The sequence below is a fragment of the Streptomyces sp. NPDC033165 genome, from assembly GCF_055577965.1.
The window spans coordinates 347,666-363,096 of sequence record NZ_JBVIPK010000007.1; the positions used below are offsets into that span (position 1 = coordinate 347,666).

Consider the following 15,431-nt stretch of genomic DNA (forward strand, 5'->3'; position numbering starts at 1 on the left):
GGGCGGTACGGGGTCGGGGTACGGGTGGGTCATTCGGTCCTCCACAGCGACACGAAACGGACAGATGGAGCTCTCCTCCACCGTCTCCCGGTGCGGCTGCCCGCGCCTGCCGAGTCCACACATGGGCGGAGCGGCGTCACTCAGAACAGCTCGCGGTGACTCCTGAGCTGCCGCTCCGCCTCCCGGACCAGATCCGCCGACGCCTCGGGCGCCTCCTCGGGGTGGCGCTGGGCCCACTTCGCCGCGTAGGGGCAGAGCGGCACGACGGGCACGCCCTCGCGGGCGGCAAGGGCGTAGAACTCCCGGACGAGCGCCCCGGCGATGCCCTTGCCCTCGTGCTCGGGACGGACGACCGTGTGCACGGCCACCAGCGCGCCGGGGTCGGGCTCCATGACGAAGTACGCGATGGTCCCGGCGGGCGTCCCGTCCTCGTAGGCCACCAGACTGCCGCGCTCCCGGTCGTCCCTGATCTCCACCGGCGTGTTCTCCGCCATGGCTGCCGCTCCCTCGCTCGTTGGGCCCGGACGTCGCCCGTCCGGGGGTGCGGGCGCCCGGCTCAGCCGCCCGCGACGACGGCCTGCGGGCTCCGCTCCGTACGGGTCCCGGGCACCGGCGCCGAGGCGTCGGAGCCGAGCTCCACGATCCGGTTGTCCGCGTCCACGTGCACGACCCGCGGCACGAGGGCCCGGGCCTCCGCGTCGTCGACCTGCGCGTAGCTGATCAGGATGACCAGGTCACCGGGGTGCACGAGGTGCGCGGCGGCACCGTTGATCCCGATGACACCGGAGCCGCGCTCGCCCTCGATGACATACGTCTCCAGACGGGCGCCGTTGTCGATGTCTACGATATGGACCAGCTCGCCGGGCAGCAGGTCGGCGGCATCCATCAGATCGGCGTCGATCGTCACGGAACCGACGTAGTGCAGGTCGGCCTGGGTGACGGTGGCCCGGTGGATCTTGGACTTGAACATGGTACGCAACATTGGGGCACTCCCACAAGTAGGCTCCCTGCCTGCATTTTTGCAGGTCAAAGGCTGTTTCGACACCCTACAACGAGCCGTATGTCCGGGCAGCTTTCCCCAGGTTTTCAGGACTCGCGCTGACCACTTGCCGACTTTTCTGACGTCCCGCCAGGTGGTGGAGGGAGGACTTCGCCCACTCTCGCGAGCAGCGCCTACGACCTGAAGGCGCTCACTGCGCGCCAGCAGTGGTCCGCGACCGGCCGCGCCGAGGCCGATCCTGCAGCCGCCGGTCCCGTCGTGCGGTTCGAGGAGTACGAGCGCCTCGCCACCAACAGCGCGCGGCACGCGAAGTACTGGAGGGGAAACTGGCCGTGGACCGAGCTGGGGGCAGGGTTCCTGCACGGGCTGATGTTCACGGCGGGTGTGCGTCGCGGGCCTCTCCCTTATCGACTCGAGCCCCTATGGCACGTACGGCCGATTCCGACGAGGATTCCGTCGAGTACGCCGACGTCAAGACCCGTGAACGTCAGCTCATCGCCGGGCACGCGCGACCCTGACCGGCCCGGTCACCGTCACCGCCGAGACCGACGCCCTCCTGGACACGCCGCCTGCGCACAGATCGAGGCCTACGCCGTCACATCCGGAGTTGCTCTCGACGGGGCGCCCGTCGCCGCCCTGCCTACCGGCAGGAAGGACCACCACCTTCGGCCTCTCCCCCGCGCCCCGACGACGCGGCCCCCCGCCTCCGCGCCGCGAGCGCCGGCATCCGCCACCACGCACGAGCCCTGGCCCCGTCGGACGCAGACAGCGGAGGCCGGGCCCGGTCCGCAGAGGCCCTGCTGAGCACCGAGCCCGGCCGGCCGCTGCTGGACGGGGCGTCGCCGTGGTTCGCCATGGCGCGCGCTCCCGAGCGGGCGACGGTTCAGGCGCTGGCCCGCCGCTTCGCGGTGGATCTCGCCCTCCTGGCGCGAGCAGCCTGCGGAGTTCCGGCGGGCGGTGCTGCACGGCACCGGCGAGGAAGCCGTGGGGATCGCCTACGAGGCGACCATGAAGAGCGGCACGGCGGTCAGCGTCCGTGACAGCCGCCCGTGGCCGGGGGCGATCGCCGAGGCGGAGCGGCTGTTCAGCGGTGCAGCCAGTCCCGCCGTCCGGGCGACGTAAGAGCCGTTCGTCCGTAACGAGCCCTGTGCCGCGTGCGAGGGGACGGGCCTGGGCATGGTCGCCCGTACCGTGCGGCTCGGCGGTCGGCGCCTGCACGAACTCCTCGACCGCCCGGTCGACGACGTGCTCGACTGGGCCGAAGGCCTGCCCGCGACGCTCGGGCCGGCCCGGCGGGAGGCGGCGCAGGCGGTCCTGCCCGCCCTCCGGGCGCGGCTCAGGCTGCTGGTCCGGCTCGGGGTCGGACAGGTCCAGCTCTCCCGCCCGGCTCCTACGCTGTCCGGCGGGGGACTGCAGCGGGCCCGGGTGGCGGCCCAGCTGTGCACCGATCTGTCAGGGGTAGCGTTCGTCCTGGACGAGCCGTCCGCCGGACTGCACCCGGCCGACAAGGCGCGGCTGGGCGATCTCATCGAGGAGCTGCGCGGCTCCGGGAACACCGTCCTCATGATCGAGCACGATCCCGAGCTGATCTCCCGGGCGGACTGGGTGATTGACGTCGGCCCGCGGGCCGGGCGCGGGGGCGGACGGCTGGTGGCCCAGGGCACTCCGCGGGATATTGCCGCCGTCCCCGAATCGCTGACCGGCCGCTATCTGACGATGCCGGGCGGACGGGTGCGGCGCACCCGGCGCCCGGTGCGCGCCGACCGGATGCTCAGCCTGACCGACGTCGACATGCGGACCGTGCGGGCCGACCGGATCGACATCCCGCTGGGCGCGCTGACCTGCCTCACCGGGGCGCGCGGCAGCCCGGACTCGTGGTGCTGGACGAGCCGGTCACCGGTCTGCATCCGGCGGACGTGCAGGTGCTGGTCGATGCGTTCGACGTGCTGATCGACGCGGGCAACACCGTGGTCCTCGCCGAGCACGACCTGCATCTGGCCGCCGCCGCGGACTGGCTGATCGACATGGGTCCGGGCAGCGGTGCGGCCGGGGGCAGCGTGCCGCACTGCGGCTCTCCGGACACCCTTCGCCCGGACTCGGGAGCCCCACCGTTGGCCATCTGCGCGGGCTGCTCCCGGGCTAGGGCGCTCCCACGACATCAGTCGATGCCGTATAGTCGGATCCGACTAAAGGAGGTAGGCAGATGGCGGTGCGCAAACGGCCGGTGTCCAACCTGCTCGGGCTCGCGGTCCTCGGGCTGCTGCTGGAGCAGCCGATGCATCCGTACGAGATGGCCGCGACCCTGCGGGAGCGCAACAAGGACACCAGCTTCAAGGTCAGGACCGGCTCGCTCTACGACGTCGTGGACGCCCTGGTGCGGGCCGGCTGGATCGCCGAGCACAGCACCGAACGCGCCGGACGCCGGCCGGAACGCACCGTGTACGCCCACACGGACCTGGGCCGCAAGGAGTTCATGAGCTGGCTGGACGAACTGGTCCGCACCCCGGTGAAGGAGTACCCCAGCTTCCTCGCCGCGGTGAGCTACCTCGGCGCCCTCGGGCCCGAGCGCGCTGTCCAGGCCCTGCGGGAACGCATCGCCCGCCTGGACCAGCAGATCGAGGAGGCACGCCGGGCAAGGACCGAGGTGCTGGACCAGCAGACGCCGCGGTTGTTTGTGATCGAACTCGAATACGCCCTGACGATGGCCGAAGCCGAGCGGGACTGGGCCCGGCGGATCGTCGCCGAGGTCGACGACGGCACCCTCACCTGGCCCGAACTCACCACCAAGGAAGGCCGCGAGGTATGGATCGACCGGGACGGGACGGAAGACAAGACGACGCACGACAGGACGGAGAAGCAGCAGGCATGAGCGCACCACCCGCAACGCACGACCAGCGGGCCGCACCGTATCCGCCGAGGAGGGCATTACCCATGATTCAGGCCAAGGGGCTGGCCAAGACGTTCACCACCAAGCAGGGCCCGGTCGAGGCGGTGGCCGGAGTCGACTTCACCGTCCACGCGGGCGAGATCGTGGGCTTCCTGGGGCCCAACGGCGCCGGCAAGACCACCACCATGCGGGTGCTGACCACGCTGCTCCCGCCGAGCTCGGGCACGGCCGTCATCTCCGGCCACGATCTGCTGCACGAGCCCGCTAAGGTCCGCACGCACATCGGCTACGTCTCCCAGGCAGGCGGCGCCAAGCCCAGTTCCCCGGTCCGCCGGGACCTCGTCCTCCAAGGCCGCCTCTACGGCATGTCCCGCCCCGAGGCCGAGGCCCGCGCCGACGAGGCGATCGCCCAGCTCGGCCTCGAAGGGCTCGCGAGCCGGGTCATCCAGACCCTCTCCGGCGGCCAGCGCCGCCGCGTCGACATGGCACTGGGCCTGATGCACCAGCCGAAGCTGCTCTTCCTCGACGAACCCACCGCCAACCTCGACCCCGAGAGCCGCAACGATGTCTGGGAGCACATCCGCCGCCTGCGTGACGAACGCGGTACCACCGTCTTCCTCACCACCCACTACCTCGACGAGGCCGACAGCCTCTGCGACCGTGTCCTGATCATCGACAAGGGCCGCATCATCGCCGAGGACAGCCCGCGGAGCCTGAAGGCCGCGATCTCATACGACACCATCGAGATCGAGGTGGACGGCGACACCGCACGGGCCACCGAGCTGCTCACCGCCCACCGCGACGTCCACGAGGTGTCGGTGAACGGCCTGGTCCTGTCGATCAGTTGCCGCGACGCGGAGCGCCTTCTCGTCGACCTGCTGCGCTCGCTGGAGTCCGCGCGCATCCGGGTGGAGTCCCTGCGGGTGCTGAAGCCCACGCTCGACGACGTCTTCATGACCATGACCGACCGGCGTTCGCAGCGTGGCGCGGACGCCGTCCACGCCTGAGGGGAGCCAAGGATGCACACGATCCGCGACGCGGCGATCATCTTCCGCGACGAGGCCGCGGCCGTGGCCCAGAAGAGGATGGGTCTCCTCATCGGCCTCGTCCAGCCGTTCGTCTACATGGCTCTGTTCGGCCCCCTGCTGGTCAAGATGCTGCCGCAGGACGGACCGGCAGCCTGGCAGGTTTACATCCCCGGGCTGCTGGTCCAGCTGGGCCTGTTCGCCACCGGCTACGCCGGGTTCGGTCTCATCCCCGACGTCCGTTCCGGCTACCTGGAACGGCTGCGGGTGACCCCGGCGAGCCGGCTCGGCCTGCTCCTCGGCAGGGTCCTCTGGGACGTTCTGGCCCTGTTCATCCAGTCGGTGGTCATCGTCCTCATCGCCCTGATCTTCGGCCTACGCGCGCCGTTCGGTGGCATCGTGGCCGCGATCGCCCTGATGATGCTCGTCGGCATCAGTCTGGCCTTCCTCTCCTACGCGCTGGCCATGAAGCTGACATCGGAGTGGCTCTTCGCCCCCGTCCTCAACGGCATCGCGCTGCCACTGATGCTGCTGTCCGGCATCCTCCTGCCCCTGGCCTACGCCCCCGGCTGGCTCCAGGCCATCGGCGATGCCAACCCCCTGCGCTACGCGGTGGACGCCATGCGGGACTTCTTCACCGGCGACTACACCTCCCACCACGTCGTGGTCGGCGTGGCCGTGGTGCTGGGCCTGATGGTCGTCTCGGCGGTGGGCGGCACCCGCATCTTCGCCAAGTACAACGCGTGAGCCGTCCGGCACCGGACACCGTACGGCCGCATTCCCGGGCCCTGGGCTCGGCGATTGCGGCCGTACCGGGCTTGATCCGCTCGGAAAAGAGCGGCCGGGTCCGGGTGGTCAGGCGCACGGCGGCCGTGGCGTCCGTCCACGGCCGCCGTGGTGGTCATCCGTCGAGGGCGCAGTCGGCGAGCAGACTCGCCGGGCCGGGCGACGGTGCGGTTCGCCGGCGGGCGGTGACCGGTGGTGAGCCCGCTCTCCAGGGCCATGAAGGCCGAGCGGTGGCAGGGCAGCAGAGGCCGGAGCCGGTCGGGGAAGATACGGGTCCACGGCCCGTCGGCCGTCCCCGCACCCGGCCCGAAGCGGTCGCCGGAGACAAGGCGTACTCGTCCCGCGGCATCCATGTTCACGTACGCGGACGGCATGCGGATCACGTGCTTCGCGACCAACACCGCTGGCCGGCCGAGCGCCGAACTCAAGCTCCGTCACCGGCTACGGGCCCGGGCGGAGGACTTCACTGGACATCCGCACGCGTCAAATCGAAGATCGTCCGGAAGTCCGCGCCCGCACCGTTATGCACCCCGACCGGTCACAACCGACCAGCCGCACGCCCCCAGACCCGGCAACCGCTCTGCCGTCGGGCCAGGTGAACCGCCCGGGTTCGGCAGAGGTCGCAGATAGTCCTTGCGACCTGGGGTTTCGTGGTCGTGAGGTAGCAGTTGCTCTCGTACTCGACGGGGGCGGAGTGTGCGGCCGGTCCCATCACACAGGCGCCGGTGGCAGTACCAGTCGATCCACCCGGCGGGGGCCGGCTCGACCTGGGCGAGTGTTTTCCAGGACCACCGCGGCTTGATCACCCAGGTTGTGCAAAAGCCGACGGCGCCCAGATGCTCGGCGAGCCGGAAACTCGCGTATTGACCGGATTCAACCGGTCGTTGCAGCAAGCCACTCCGGCCGCCGCACACCCACCGCTGCCGTCATCGGCACAGGAGTAACAGGAGTAAGACGTGCCCCCGGCGCGTCCGGCCCCCGCGTGGACGTACGCAGGGGCCGGCCCGGAGAACAGTGGCGAGCGAGTGGACGTCGGAAGGCGGATTCCCGGCCGCGACGCCGACGGGGACCGGAAGTCGCTCGGCTACGTTCCCGCGGTGTACGAGGGTAGGGGGCCGGTCACGTCGTGTACTGCGAGTTGAGGCGCACGTATCCCTCGGTCAGGTCGCAGCCGTACACGGTGAACCGTCCCTCTCCGATGCCCAGGTCGATGCCGATGACCACCTCGTCGGCGGCCTTGAGGTAGGCGGCCACCGAATCGCGGCGCTCGTCCTCGTCGGCTCCGGGAGGGTAGACGCCGATGTCTCCGAACCGCACGGCAACACGTTCCGGGAGGATGTCCGTGTCCTCCTGGCACTTTCCGATCGCCATCACGACCCGGCCCCAGTTGGGGTCCGCGCCGTGGACGGCCGTCTTGACCAGCGGGGAGTTCACCACGGCCTTGCCGACACGCTTGGCCTGCGCGACGTCGCGCGCGCCTTCGACCTCGACCTGGATCAGTGTGGATGCGCCCTCGCCGTCGGAAGCGATCATCTTCACCAGCCCCAGCGCGACCGACAGCAGGGCCTGCTCGAACTCCTCGGCATCGACCGGCCCCGCCAGGCCGTTCGAGAAGATCGCAGCCGAATCGGACGTGGAGGTGTCGGTGTCGATGGACACGGCGTTGAACGTGATGTCCATGACGCGCCTGAACACCGACGCCAGCGTCTCCTCGCCCAGTTCGGCATCGGTGACGAAGAACGTGAGCAGGGTCGCCATGTCGGGTTCGATCATTCCGACGCCCTTGGCGATGCCGGTCAGGGTCGCTTCGCCGATCCGCGCGCTGAGGAACTTCGGCCGGGTGTCGGTGGTCATGATCGCCCGAGCGGCCGCGGTCATGTCGCGCGGCTCACCGGCAGGCGGCCACGTGAGCCCGTTCAGGTGGTCGAGGATCTGCGGCATGGGGTACTGGCGGCCGATGACCCCGGTGGAGGCGACCAGCAGCTCGGACGGTGCGATGCCGAGGGCGCGTGCGGTGGCATCCCGTACCTCGGTGGCGTTCCGGGACCCCTGCACTCCCGTGGCCACGTTGGCGTTGCGGGCGATGACGACCACGCCGCGCGCCCTTCCGTCGGCCGCCGCGGCACGCGAGAGCGTCACGGAAGGGCCGGCGAACCTGGACCGGGTGAAGACCGCTGCGGAGCGGGCCGGTACGTCCGAGGCGATGATGCACAGGTCATCGCGCCCGTCGTCCTCGATTCCGACCGGCGCGGTGTGAAGGGTGAACCCGCGGGGAACCGCACCATGCATGAAAGTCCTCGATTCGTGACACGTGGAGATGTGGACGGCGTAGGTGAGAGGTGGACGGGAAGCCGGTGGCCCGCCGCCCGCGTCCTTGGTACCAGAACCTCTCGTGCGGCGTGCCCCTGGACTCCGTTCACCCTGTCAGTTGCCGACCGCCCCGCCCGCGGCGGGCGGGTCGGTGTCCGCGACCGACAGCACCGCGTAGTCGTACATACCGTAGGCCGGTGACATGACGACGTTGGCGGCCCTCGCCCCCCGGAACACGACGGACTTGACGTACATGTAGGGGCACATGACGGCCTCGTCCATGGCTGCGCGGTCCACGGTCGCCCAGATCCTCGCGCGTTCCCGCTCGTCGCGCGTCGCCGCGCCGGCGTCGAGCAGTGCGTCGATCCGGGGAGAGGCCAGCTCTCCGAGGTTCTGGTTCCCCGTCTCCTTGATCGCCCGCGAGTCGGCGATCTGCTGGAGGAAGCCGTAGCCGTCGGGAAAGTCGGCGGCCCAGCCGAACATGACGATTCCGATCTCGTGCTTCCGCACGAACTCGGGGACCCCGACCGCCTTGGTGAAGTAGTCACCGGAGGTGAACGGGACCACCTCGGCGCGTATACCGACGCGGGCCAGCCCGTCCGAAAGGGCGAGAGCGGCGTTCCACTCCTTGGTGCGGTCCTCCCGGGCGGCGATCCTGGTGGCGAACCCGTCGGGGCGTCCGGCCAGAGCCAGTTCGCGTTCGGCCGCCTCCAGGTCCCCCGTCCCCCCGGGGCCGACCGGGTAGCGGTCGAAGGGTTCGTGTCCCACCACGGACGAGGGCAGCAGGGTGGTGGCGATCTCGCCGGCGGGGCCGCCTCCGTAGGCGGCGAGCATCGACGCCTTGTCAGTGGCGTACTGCACGGCACGCCTGGCGTGGATGTCCGCCAGCGGGCCGATGTTCCCGTTGATGCAGTAGAGCCACACGAATCCCGTGCGGGGGTTGTCGACCTGCGCCACCAGGTCCCGGTCGGCCAGGAGGCGTGCCTGGGTCCCGGGCTGTACCCCGACGCCGGCGAGGTCGATGTCGGCCTCCCCCTCGATCAGCATGCGGTCGACCTCCTGTCCGCTCACCCCGAGCCGGACCGTGATGCGGTCCGGAAGGGCCGTGCGTACGGGATCGGTTGCGAGGGCCCAGTGCGGATTGCGGCCGAGGACGAGTTCTGCCCCTGGTGTGTACGAGTCGATGCGGTACGGGCCCGAGGACACGGGGTGGCGGCGGTACCCGGGAAAGTCGTCGTGCTCGCGCGGCACCGGGATCGTCGTGGGAAGCGCTGCGAGGTAGTCGAACGCGGCGAACGGCTCGCGCAGGTGGAAGACCACGGTGCGGTCGTCCGGCGTCTCGACCCCCTCCGGCCCGGTGAGGTACTGGCGGAGGTAAGCAGGTCCCCCGCGCGTGACGGGGACCCCGTACACCTCCTCGGGGTGAGCGGCGCGCAGCACCGCGTACTTCACGTCCCGGGACGTGACGGGGGTGCCGTCCTCGAAGCGGATTCCCTCGCGCAGCCGGTAGGTCCAGGTGCGCGAGTCGTGCGATGCGTGACCGAGTTGCTCCGCCAGGTCCGGTACGAGGATGGAACCGCCCTTGCCGTCGGTGGCGTAGCCGACGAGCGGGCGTCCGATGAGCCGGATGAAGTTCCAGGTGTACGCGTAGTAGGTGTCGGCGGGGTCCAGGGAGTCGAAGTCGTCGGTGCGGACGTACCTGAGGGTGCCGCCGCGTCGGTCGGACGGATTCACGATCCCGTGCGAGGTCGTGTGGGATGCCACGGTGTTGTCAGCGCCCTTCGTGTCGAGCGGATGGTGCGGGGTTCCTGGATCCGTCTAGTGATCCAGCGCCACGTCCGGCCGGCCGGCGTCCGATGGCGGGTGGACGGCCAGTTCCCACATCGACCGCGTGCCGGCGGGGGTGAAGCCGAACGCGGCGTTGATGCGGAGCATGTGGGCGTTCTCGGACGAGTTCCACGTGTCCACGTGGGCGAGGCCGGGCTCGGCCGCTCGGCACGCGGCCAGGTTGTGCTGTTTGACCAGCAGTCCGAGACGCCGCCCGCGGTAGGCGGGGTCGACCACGGTGACGGCCTGGAGGGCGTTGTCCGGGTTGGCGCGCGTCATCGAGAGCGCGGTCCACGCGGCCATCCGCCCCGAGCGGGCGTCGAGGATGCCGCACTGGTAGGCGCGCCGGCCCCGGGCGATGCGCATGCGCTCGAAGTCGCGGATCCGGGCCACGGCGCTCGGCTGGGGTGCCCATGCGAGCCGGCCGGTCGGGGCATCGGCCGACAGGGTGGCTTCCAGGCGGGCCGCCTGCGCGGCGAGGTCCTCGGGAACCGTCGAGCCCCAGAAGCGCAACCGCAGCGGTTCCGGGACGGGTCCGGTGCGGGGCACCGCGTCGACGATGAGCCGCAGGTGGTGGAACGTGGCGAGGGGCCGGGCTCCCAGGGCCTTGGCGAAGTACCGCTGCGCGGGCGGCGCGGAGCGGTCCCCCGGTCCCGCATCCGCGGCCAGCAGGATGCGCGTGCGGCCGTGCGCGGTGGCACGGTCCCGCACGAACTCCGCGGCCCGCGTTCCGACGCCTCTGCGGCGGAAGGCGGGGTGGACGAGGAAGACGGCCGCGGTGACGGCGTTGTCGTTCTCCTCCAGGGGGAACTCCAGCCGTACGGAGGCGACACAGGTCCGGTCGGCCGAGTAGGCCGCCCACTCCTCGATCGCGGTGGCCGGCGGAGGAACGGCGAGGGAGCCCTCCAGGTCGGCCGGGCAGGGAGGTGGGAGATGGGGTGTGTCGGCTGCCTGCGCGGCGAGGCGCAGGCGGTGCACGTCGTCGACCGCCTGCCGGTCGGACGGGGTCACAGGGGCGAAGGATTCCGTCATCGGGCCAGTCCCATGGCTTGGATGTCGTACAGCCCGAAGGCGGGGTGCACGTACACGTTGGTGACGTCGGGGTGCCGGTAGTGCAGTGTGCGGTCGTGGGCCATCGGAAGGATCACGGCGCGCTCCATGACCGTGTCCTCGATGCGCTGCCAGAGCCCGTGCCGCGCGGACGGATCGGCAAGGGCCTGGGCTTCGTCGACGAGACGCCGGACCAGGGGGTCGTCGAGTTCTGAGAAGTTGAAGTTTCCGCCGTCGCGCTTGATCTGCCGCCCGTCCACCAAGGGGGCGAGGAAGCCGTACTCGGTCGGGTAGTCGGCACCCCAGTCGGTGACTCCCAGGCCGAGGCCCAGCGCGCGCACGGTGTCGGGGTGCCCGAGGCCTGACCGGTAGTACGAAGCGGTGTCCAGAACCTCGACGCGGGCCTTGATCCCCACTCGGGCGACCGCTGCCGAGAGGGCGCGGGCCACGAGTTCGAACTTGCCCGGCTGGGTGGCGATCACCGTCTCGAAGCCGTCGGGGACTCCTGCGGCCGCCAGTTCGGCTCTGGCGGCCGGCAGGTCGCCCCTGAGGTCGGCGCCGCAGGGGTAGCGGTCGCTGCCGGTGTGGGAGGGCAGAGTCGGGGGGATCAGGCTGGTGGCGAGCGAGCCGCCCACTCCGTCCCCGCCGCGCGCTTCGAGGAGCGCGGCCTTGTCCGCGGCGTAGAAGACCGCACGCCTGGCATGGAGGTTGTCGAAGGGAGGGACAGAGGTCTGGACGGTGACGTACTGCAGGAAGCCCGTTGCGGGGTTGTCCGCACGGGCCCGCAGAACGGGGTCGGCGAGGATCGCGTCCCGTGCGGCGTGCTGGATACCGCGCCCTTCGACGTCGATGTGGAACTCCCCGGCGATGAGTCTCCTGTCGAGGTCGTCGACGTCCACTCCGAAGGTGACGGTCATTTCGTCCGGCAGGGCCGTGCGCAGCGGGTCGTCGGCGCGGTTCCACAGCGGGTTGCGGATGAGCTGGAGGGAGCGGCCGGCCTCGTAGCTGCCGATGCGGTACGGCCCGGAGCACACCGGGGCCTTCTCGTAGTCGCCGCGGGTGTCGCAAGGGGCCGGGACCGGTGCGGTGTTGGGCTGTGCCATGAGGAAGTCGAAGTCCGCGAAGGGCCTTCTGAGCCGGAAGCGCAGGGTGTGGTCGTCAGGGCAGTCGACGGCTCGGCAGCGCTGTCCCCGGTAGGGGCCCGGGTAGTCGCCGTGGTCGAGGAGGTCGAGGAGGTACGTCGGCCCGCCGGCGAGGGTCTCCTGGGCGAAGACGCGTTCCACCGCGTACGCGACGTCCTGGGCGCGAACCTCCTCGCCGTTCTCGAACCTGACGCCTTCGCGGATGCGGTACGTCCACGTCAGGCCGGAATCCGAGACCTCACCGGGGCCGATGGCGAGGTCCGGTACGACGGTGGGGGACACGGGATCGGTCCCGAACGCCATGAGCGTGCGGTGCATGGTCCGCTGGAGCAGCCATGACCAGACGTAGTAGGTACGGGCAGGGTCGAGGGAGTCGACGTCGGCCGAAGCGACCATCCGCAGACGGCCGCCCGGGGCTCCCCCGGGGTTGGCCAGGGCTGCCACCGCCGCGTTCCAGCCGGACATCAGGCGAGTTCCTTCACGTAGAGGTGCTGCTCCGAAAGAGTGCAGCCGCGGGAGACCTTGGCCTCGGTGGAGCCGATGCCGTAGTGGATCGTGCCCACGCCGTACCGAGCGGCGTGGTCCGCAAGCGAGTAGTACAACAGCTCGTAGTACAGCGGGAGTTTGCCTACGGCCGCGTAGTCGAAGCCGGCGCGGTGGGCGAACCAGGCGTCTGAGTGGGAGAGGATCAGGGCGAACCCCACGATCCGGCCCTCCTGAACGGCCTTCGAGACGAGCGCCCGGTCTCCCAGGCGCTGTGCGGCCGCACGCAGAACGGCCTCGGAGCGCTTGGGGTCCCAGGCCGCCATGCCGTACTTGGCGAACAGTTCCGTCTCCAGGGAGGCGAGGCGGGGGATGTCGGCGGGGTCGAGAGGTTCCAGGGTGATGCGTACGCCGGAGGCCTCGATGCGGCGACGCTCGGCGCGCACCCGGCGCGCACGCCGGGCGGGGAACGCCGACGCGTAGTCGGCGAAGCCGTCGCCGGGCAGGACCAGGGACGCGAACTGCCCCGACACGTGGGACACGTAGCCGCGTGCACGGAGCACGCTGCGCTGGACCCGGTCGGCTGCGTCGACGTACGGCAGGCAGATCGACCGCGCCCCTTCCCGCGCGGCGGTGCCCTCGGCCTCTTCGAGGATGCGGTGCGCGGTGTCCGCGTCGGCGCCGGGGCCCAGGAGGAGGCGGGTCCGTCCGAGGTGGCGTCCGCCGCACATCATCGAGGGCATCAGCCGCTCGACCTCGCCGAACGCGCCCAGTATCGCTGCGGCCCCGTCCATGCCCTCGTCGGCGCAGTGCCGGATCAGCAGATCGGTGCGGCCCAGCGACCACGGGGACTCGCGAGTGGCGTGGACCATGGGCAGCGCCGCGAGAACACGGCTGCCGACCCGGGCCGTGAGGTACCCCATCCGCGCTCCCGCGGAGTCCTGCAGGACACGCATCCAGTCCGGTAGGAGGAAGAAGTCCTCCGGCCCGACGAGCGTGTCCCAGCCCGCTTCACGTGCGTCCTCGGGCGTCTGCCATCGGTTGATCACCAGTGCACTGCTCACGTGGCAGATCCTCGGTTACGGCGGTCTCCACCCGCTCTCGGCGCGCTCCTTGATACCCGCTGGAGAGAACGGCGAGAGCGGACCGCCCCAGGGTGGGCCCCGACCCCCCGTCACACCGTGAACAGGAGAACCTAGATGTCCCGTGTGTCCACCGGCCCCAGTGAGCAGCCGACCACCGCGCACGCCCTGCTCAAGCGCCTGCGAGAGCACGGGGTCGAGAAGGTGTTCGGCGTGGTCGGCCGTGAGGCGGCCTCGATCCTCTTCGACGAGCAGGACGGTATCGAGTTCGTCCTGACCCGCCACGAGTTCACCGCCGGCGTGGCTGCCGACGTGCTGGCCCGGATCACCGGGCGCCCGCAGGCGTGCTGGGCCACCCTGGGCCCCGGGATGACCAATCTGGCCACCGGCATGGCGACCAGCGTCCTCGACCGCTCCCCGGTGATCGCGATGGCGGCCCAGTCGGAGTCGCACGACATCTTCCCCAATGACACGCACCAGTGCCTCGACCTGGTCCGGATCGCCGAGCCGGTGTCGAAGTACGCCGTCGAGCTGCAGCGTCCGCGGGAGATCACCGACCTGGTCGACTCGGCGGTGACGGCAGCCATGACGGAGCCGGTCGGGCCTTCCTTCATCAGCCTGCCCGTGGATCTGCTGGGCTCCTCGGAAGGCATCGACATCGAGTCCGACCCCGGGCCCGCGCTCACGCCCGCCAAGCCGATCACAGCGGTCCAGCCCGGGTGGCAGCTCGCGGCGGACCAGGCCGTCGCCCTGGTGCGCGAGGCCGCCAATCCGGTCTTCGTCGTCGGCGCCGCCGCAATCCGCGCCGGTGCGGTCCCCGGGATCCGCGCTCTGGCCGAGCGGCTGAACATCCCCGTGATCACCACGTACATCGCGAAGGGCGTGCTGCCCCACGACCACGAGCTGAACTACGGTGCGGTCACCGGCTACATGGACGGCATCCTGTCGTTCCCCGCGCTCGAATCGCTCTTCGGGCCGGCCGACGTCATCCTGACCCTCGGCTACGACTACGCGGAAGACCTGCGGCCTTCCATGTGGGAGCGGGGCAGGTCCAAGCAGACCGTGCGGGTGTCCCCGACGGCCAACCCGGTTCCGCGGATCTACCGGCCCTCGGTGGACGTGGTCACGGACGTGCTCGCGTTCGTCGACCACCTGGAAGCCGGCACCTCGCAGGTGCGGCCCAAGGACCGGCACGAGATCACGGCGGTCCGTGAGCGGATCGCCGAGCTGCTGGCCGACCCCGAGCAGTACGACGACGGCATGCGCGTCCACCAGGTGATCGACGCGATGAACACCGTCATGACCGAGACCGCCGAGGGCTCCGAGGGGACGATCGTCTCCGACATCGGGTTCTTCCGTCACTACGGTGTGCTCTTCGCCCGCGCCGACCAGCCGTACGGGTTCCTCACCTCCGCCGGCTGCTCCAGCTTCGGCTACGGCATCCCCGCGGCCATCGGCGCCCAGCTCGCCCGGCCCGGCCAGCCGACGTTCCTCATCGCGGGCGACGGCGGCTTCCACTCCAACAGCGCCGATCTGGAGACCATCGCGCGTCTGGGCCTGCCCATCGTCACGGTCGTCGTGAACAACGACACCAACGGCCTGATCGAGCTGTACCAGAACATCGGCCACCACCGCAGCCACGACCCGGCCGTCAAGTTCACCGGGGTGGACTTCGTGCAGCTGGCCCAGGCCAACGGGGTCGACGGCACCAAGGCGACCACGCGCGAAGAGCTTCTTGCCGCGCTGCGCAAGGGCGTCGAGCTGGGGCGGCCCTACCTGATCGAGGTCCCGGTGGACTACGAGTTCACCGCGGGTGGCTTCGGAGCGCTGAAGATCTGA

13 protein-coding genes and 2 pseudogenes are annotated in these 15,431 nt (G+C 70.7%); 8 read left to right on the forward strand and 7 right to left on the reverse strand.

Translation table 11 applies throughout. The features are described 5' to 3' along the window. Window positions 1-140: 140 nt before the first annotated feature. Together ACZ5WC_RS19625 and panD are read right to left on the reverse strand one after the other, a co-directional pair. Entirely contained in the window at window positions 141-494 is a 354-nt protein-coding gene (locus tag ACZ5WC_RS19625) for a GNAT family N-acetyltransferase (RefSeq protein ID WP_468541972.1), read from the reverse strand. A gap of 62 nt (window positions 495-556) precedes the next feature. Further along, window positions 557-982 (reverse strand): aspartate 1-decarboxylase, encoded by a 426-nt coding sequence (gene panD / locus ACZ5WC_RS19630; protein ID WP_468541973.1) that lies wholly within the window; start codon window positions 980-982, stop codon window positions 557-559. Between the two features lie 186 nt (window positions 983-1,168). Here panD and ACZ5WC_RS19635 point away from each other — a divergent pair. From ACZ5WC_RS19635 to ACZ5WC_RS19665, 7 genes and pseudogenes are all read left to right on the forward strand, one after another. Continuing rightward, window positions 1,169-1,651 (forward strand): annotated as a pseudogene (locus ACZ5WC_RS19635) (SCO6880 family protein); the annotation flags it as partial. 23 nt (window positions 1,652-1,674) lie between these two features. Further along, window positions 1,675-1,767 (forward strand): annotated as a pseudogene (locus tag ACZ5WC_RS19640) (DUF6238 family protein); the annotation flags it as partial. Window positions 1,768-1,957: 190 nt separating this feature from the next. Continuing rightward, on the forward strand, window positions 1,958-2,122 hold the full coding sequence (locus tag ACZ5WC_RS19645) for a hypothetical protein (RefSeq protein ID WP_468541974.1): 165 nt from the start codon (window positions 1,958-1,960) through the stop codon (window positions 2,120-2,122). A 54-nt stretch (window positions 2,123-2,176) separates the two neighbouring features. After that, window positions 2,177-2,950: a hypothetical protein gene (locus ACZ5WC_RS19650; protein ID WP_468541975.1), complete on the forward strand. Its 774-nt coding sequence runs from the start codon at window positions 2,177-2,179 to the stop codon at window positions 2,948-2,950. A gap of 253 nt (window positions 2,951-3,203) precedes the next feature. Further along, entirely contained in the window at window positions 3,204-3,869 is a 666-nt protein-coding gene (locus ACZ5WC_RS19655; RefSeq protein ID WP_468541976.1) for a PadR family transcriptional regulator, read from the forward strand. Between the two features lie 62 nt (window positions 3,870-3,931). After that, window positions 3,932-4,894, forward strand: coding sequence for an ABC transporter ATP-binding protein (locus ACZ5WC_RS19660; protein ID WP_468541977.1), 963 nt, complete (start codon window positions 3,932-3,934; stop codon window positions 4,892-4,894). Window positions 4,895-4,906: 12 nt separating this feature from the next. Further along, window positions 4,907-5,659, forward strand: a complete 753-nt coding sequence (locus ACZ5WC_RS19665) for an ABC transporter permease (protein WP_468541978.1) — start codon at window positions 4,907-4,909, stop codon at window positions 5,657-5,659. A gap of 1,158 nt (window positions 5,660-6,817) precedes the next feature. Here ACZ5WC_RS19665 and argJ read toward each other — a convergent pair. The 5 genes from argJ to ACZ5WC_RS19690 form a co-directional block, all read right to left on the reverse strand. Beyond that, the gene (argJ, locus tag ACZ5WC_RS19670) at window positions 6,818-7,987 is read right to left on the reverse strand and encodes a bifunctional glutamate N-acetyltransferase/amino-acid acetyltransferase ArgJ (RefSeq protein ID WP_468541979.1); all 1,170 of its coding nucleotides are present in this window, start codon (window positions 7,985-7,987) and stop codon (window positions 6,818-6,820) included. A gap of 135 nt (window positions 7,988-8,122) precedes the next feature. Further along, window positions 8,123-9,772, reverse strand: coding sequence for an ABC transporter substrate-binding protein (locus ACZ5WC_RS19675; protein WP_468541980.1), 1,650 nt, complete (start codon window positions 9,770-9,772; stop codon window positions 8,123-8,125). A gap of 54 nt (window positions 9,773-9,826) precedes the next feature. Next, a complete protein-coding gene (locus ACZ5WC_RS19680; RefSeq protein ID WP_468541981.1) occupies window positions 9,827-10,867 on the reverse strand; it encodes a GNAT family N-acetyltransferase in 1,041 nt (346 codons plus the stop codon). Continuing rightward, window positions 10,864-12,492, reverse strand: a complete 1,629-nt coding sequence (locus tag ACZ5WC_RS19685; protein ID WP_468541982.1) for an ABC transporter substrate-binding protein — start codon at window positions 12,490-12,492, stop codon at window positions 10,864-10,866. Before ACZ5WC_RS19685 ends, ACZ5WC_RS19680 begins: the two co-directional genes overlap by 4 nt. Next, window positions 12,492-13,574, reverse strand: coding sequence for a GNAT family N-acetyltransferase (locus tag ACZ5WC_RS19690; RefSeq protein ID WP_468541983.1), 1,083 nt, complete (start codon window positions 13,572-13,574; stop codon window positions 12,492-12,494). Before ACZ5WC_RS19690 ends, ACZ5WC_RS19685 begins: the two co-directional genes overlap by 1 nt. 135 nt (window positions 13,575-13,709) lie before the next feature. On the opposite strand from ACZ5WC_RS19690, the gene ACZ5WC_RS19695 reads away from it, so the two are divergent. After that, a complete protein-coding gene (locus tag ACZ5WC_RS19695; protein WP_468541984.1) occupies window positions 13,710-15,431 on the forward strand; it encodes a thiamine pyrophosphate-binding protein in 1,722 nt (573 codons plus the stop codon).

Coding starts and splice junctions, on each gene's coding strand:
- ACZ5WC_RS19625 (WP_468541972.1), bottom strand. CDS start 494: ATGGCGGAGAACACGCCGGTGGAGATCAGGGACGACCGGGAGCGCGGC.
- panD (WP_468541973.1), bottom strand. CDS start 982: ATGTTGCGTACCATGTTCAAGTCCAAGATCCACCGGGCCACCGTCACC.
- ACZ5WC_RS19650 (WP_468541975.1), top strand. CDS start 2,177: ATGGTCGCCCGTACCGTGCGGCTCGGCGGTCGGCGCCTGCACGAACTC.
- ACZ5WC_RS19655 (WP_468541976.1), top strand. CDS start 3,204: ATGGCGGTGCGCAAACGGCCGGTGTCCAACCTGCTCGGGCTCGCGGTC.
- ACZ5WC_RS19660 (WP_468541977.1), top strand. CDS start 3,932: ATGATTCAGGCCAAGGGGCTGGCCAAGACGTTCACCACCAAGCAGGGC.
- ACZ5WC_RS19665 (WP_468541978.1), top strand. CDS start 4,907: ATGCACACGATCCGCGACGCGGCGATCATCTTCCGCGACGAGGCCGCG.
- argJ (WP_468541979.1), bottom strand. CDS start 7,987: ATGCATGGTGCGGTTCCCCGCGGGTTCACCCTTCACACCGCGCCGGTC.
- ACZ5WC_RS19680 (WP_468541981.1), bottom strand. CDS start 10,867: ATGACGGAATCCTTCGCCCCTGTGACCCCGTCCGACCGGCAGGCGGTC.
- ACZ5WC_RS19685 (WP_468541982.1), bottom strand. CDS start 12,492: ATGTCCGGCTGGAACGCGGCGGTGGCAGCCCTGGCCAACCCCGGGGGA.
- ACZ5WC_RS19695 (WP_468541984.1), top strand. CDS start 13,710: ATGTCCCGTGTGTCCACCGGCCCCAGTGAGCAGCCGACCACCGCGCAC.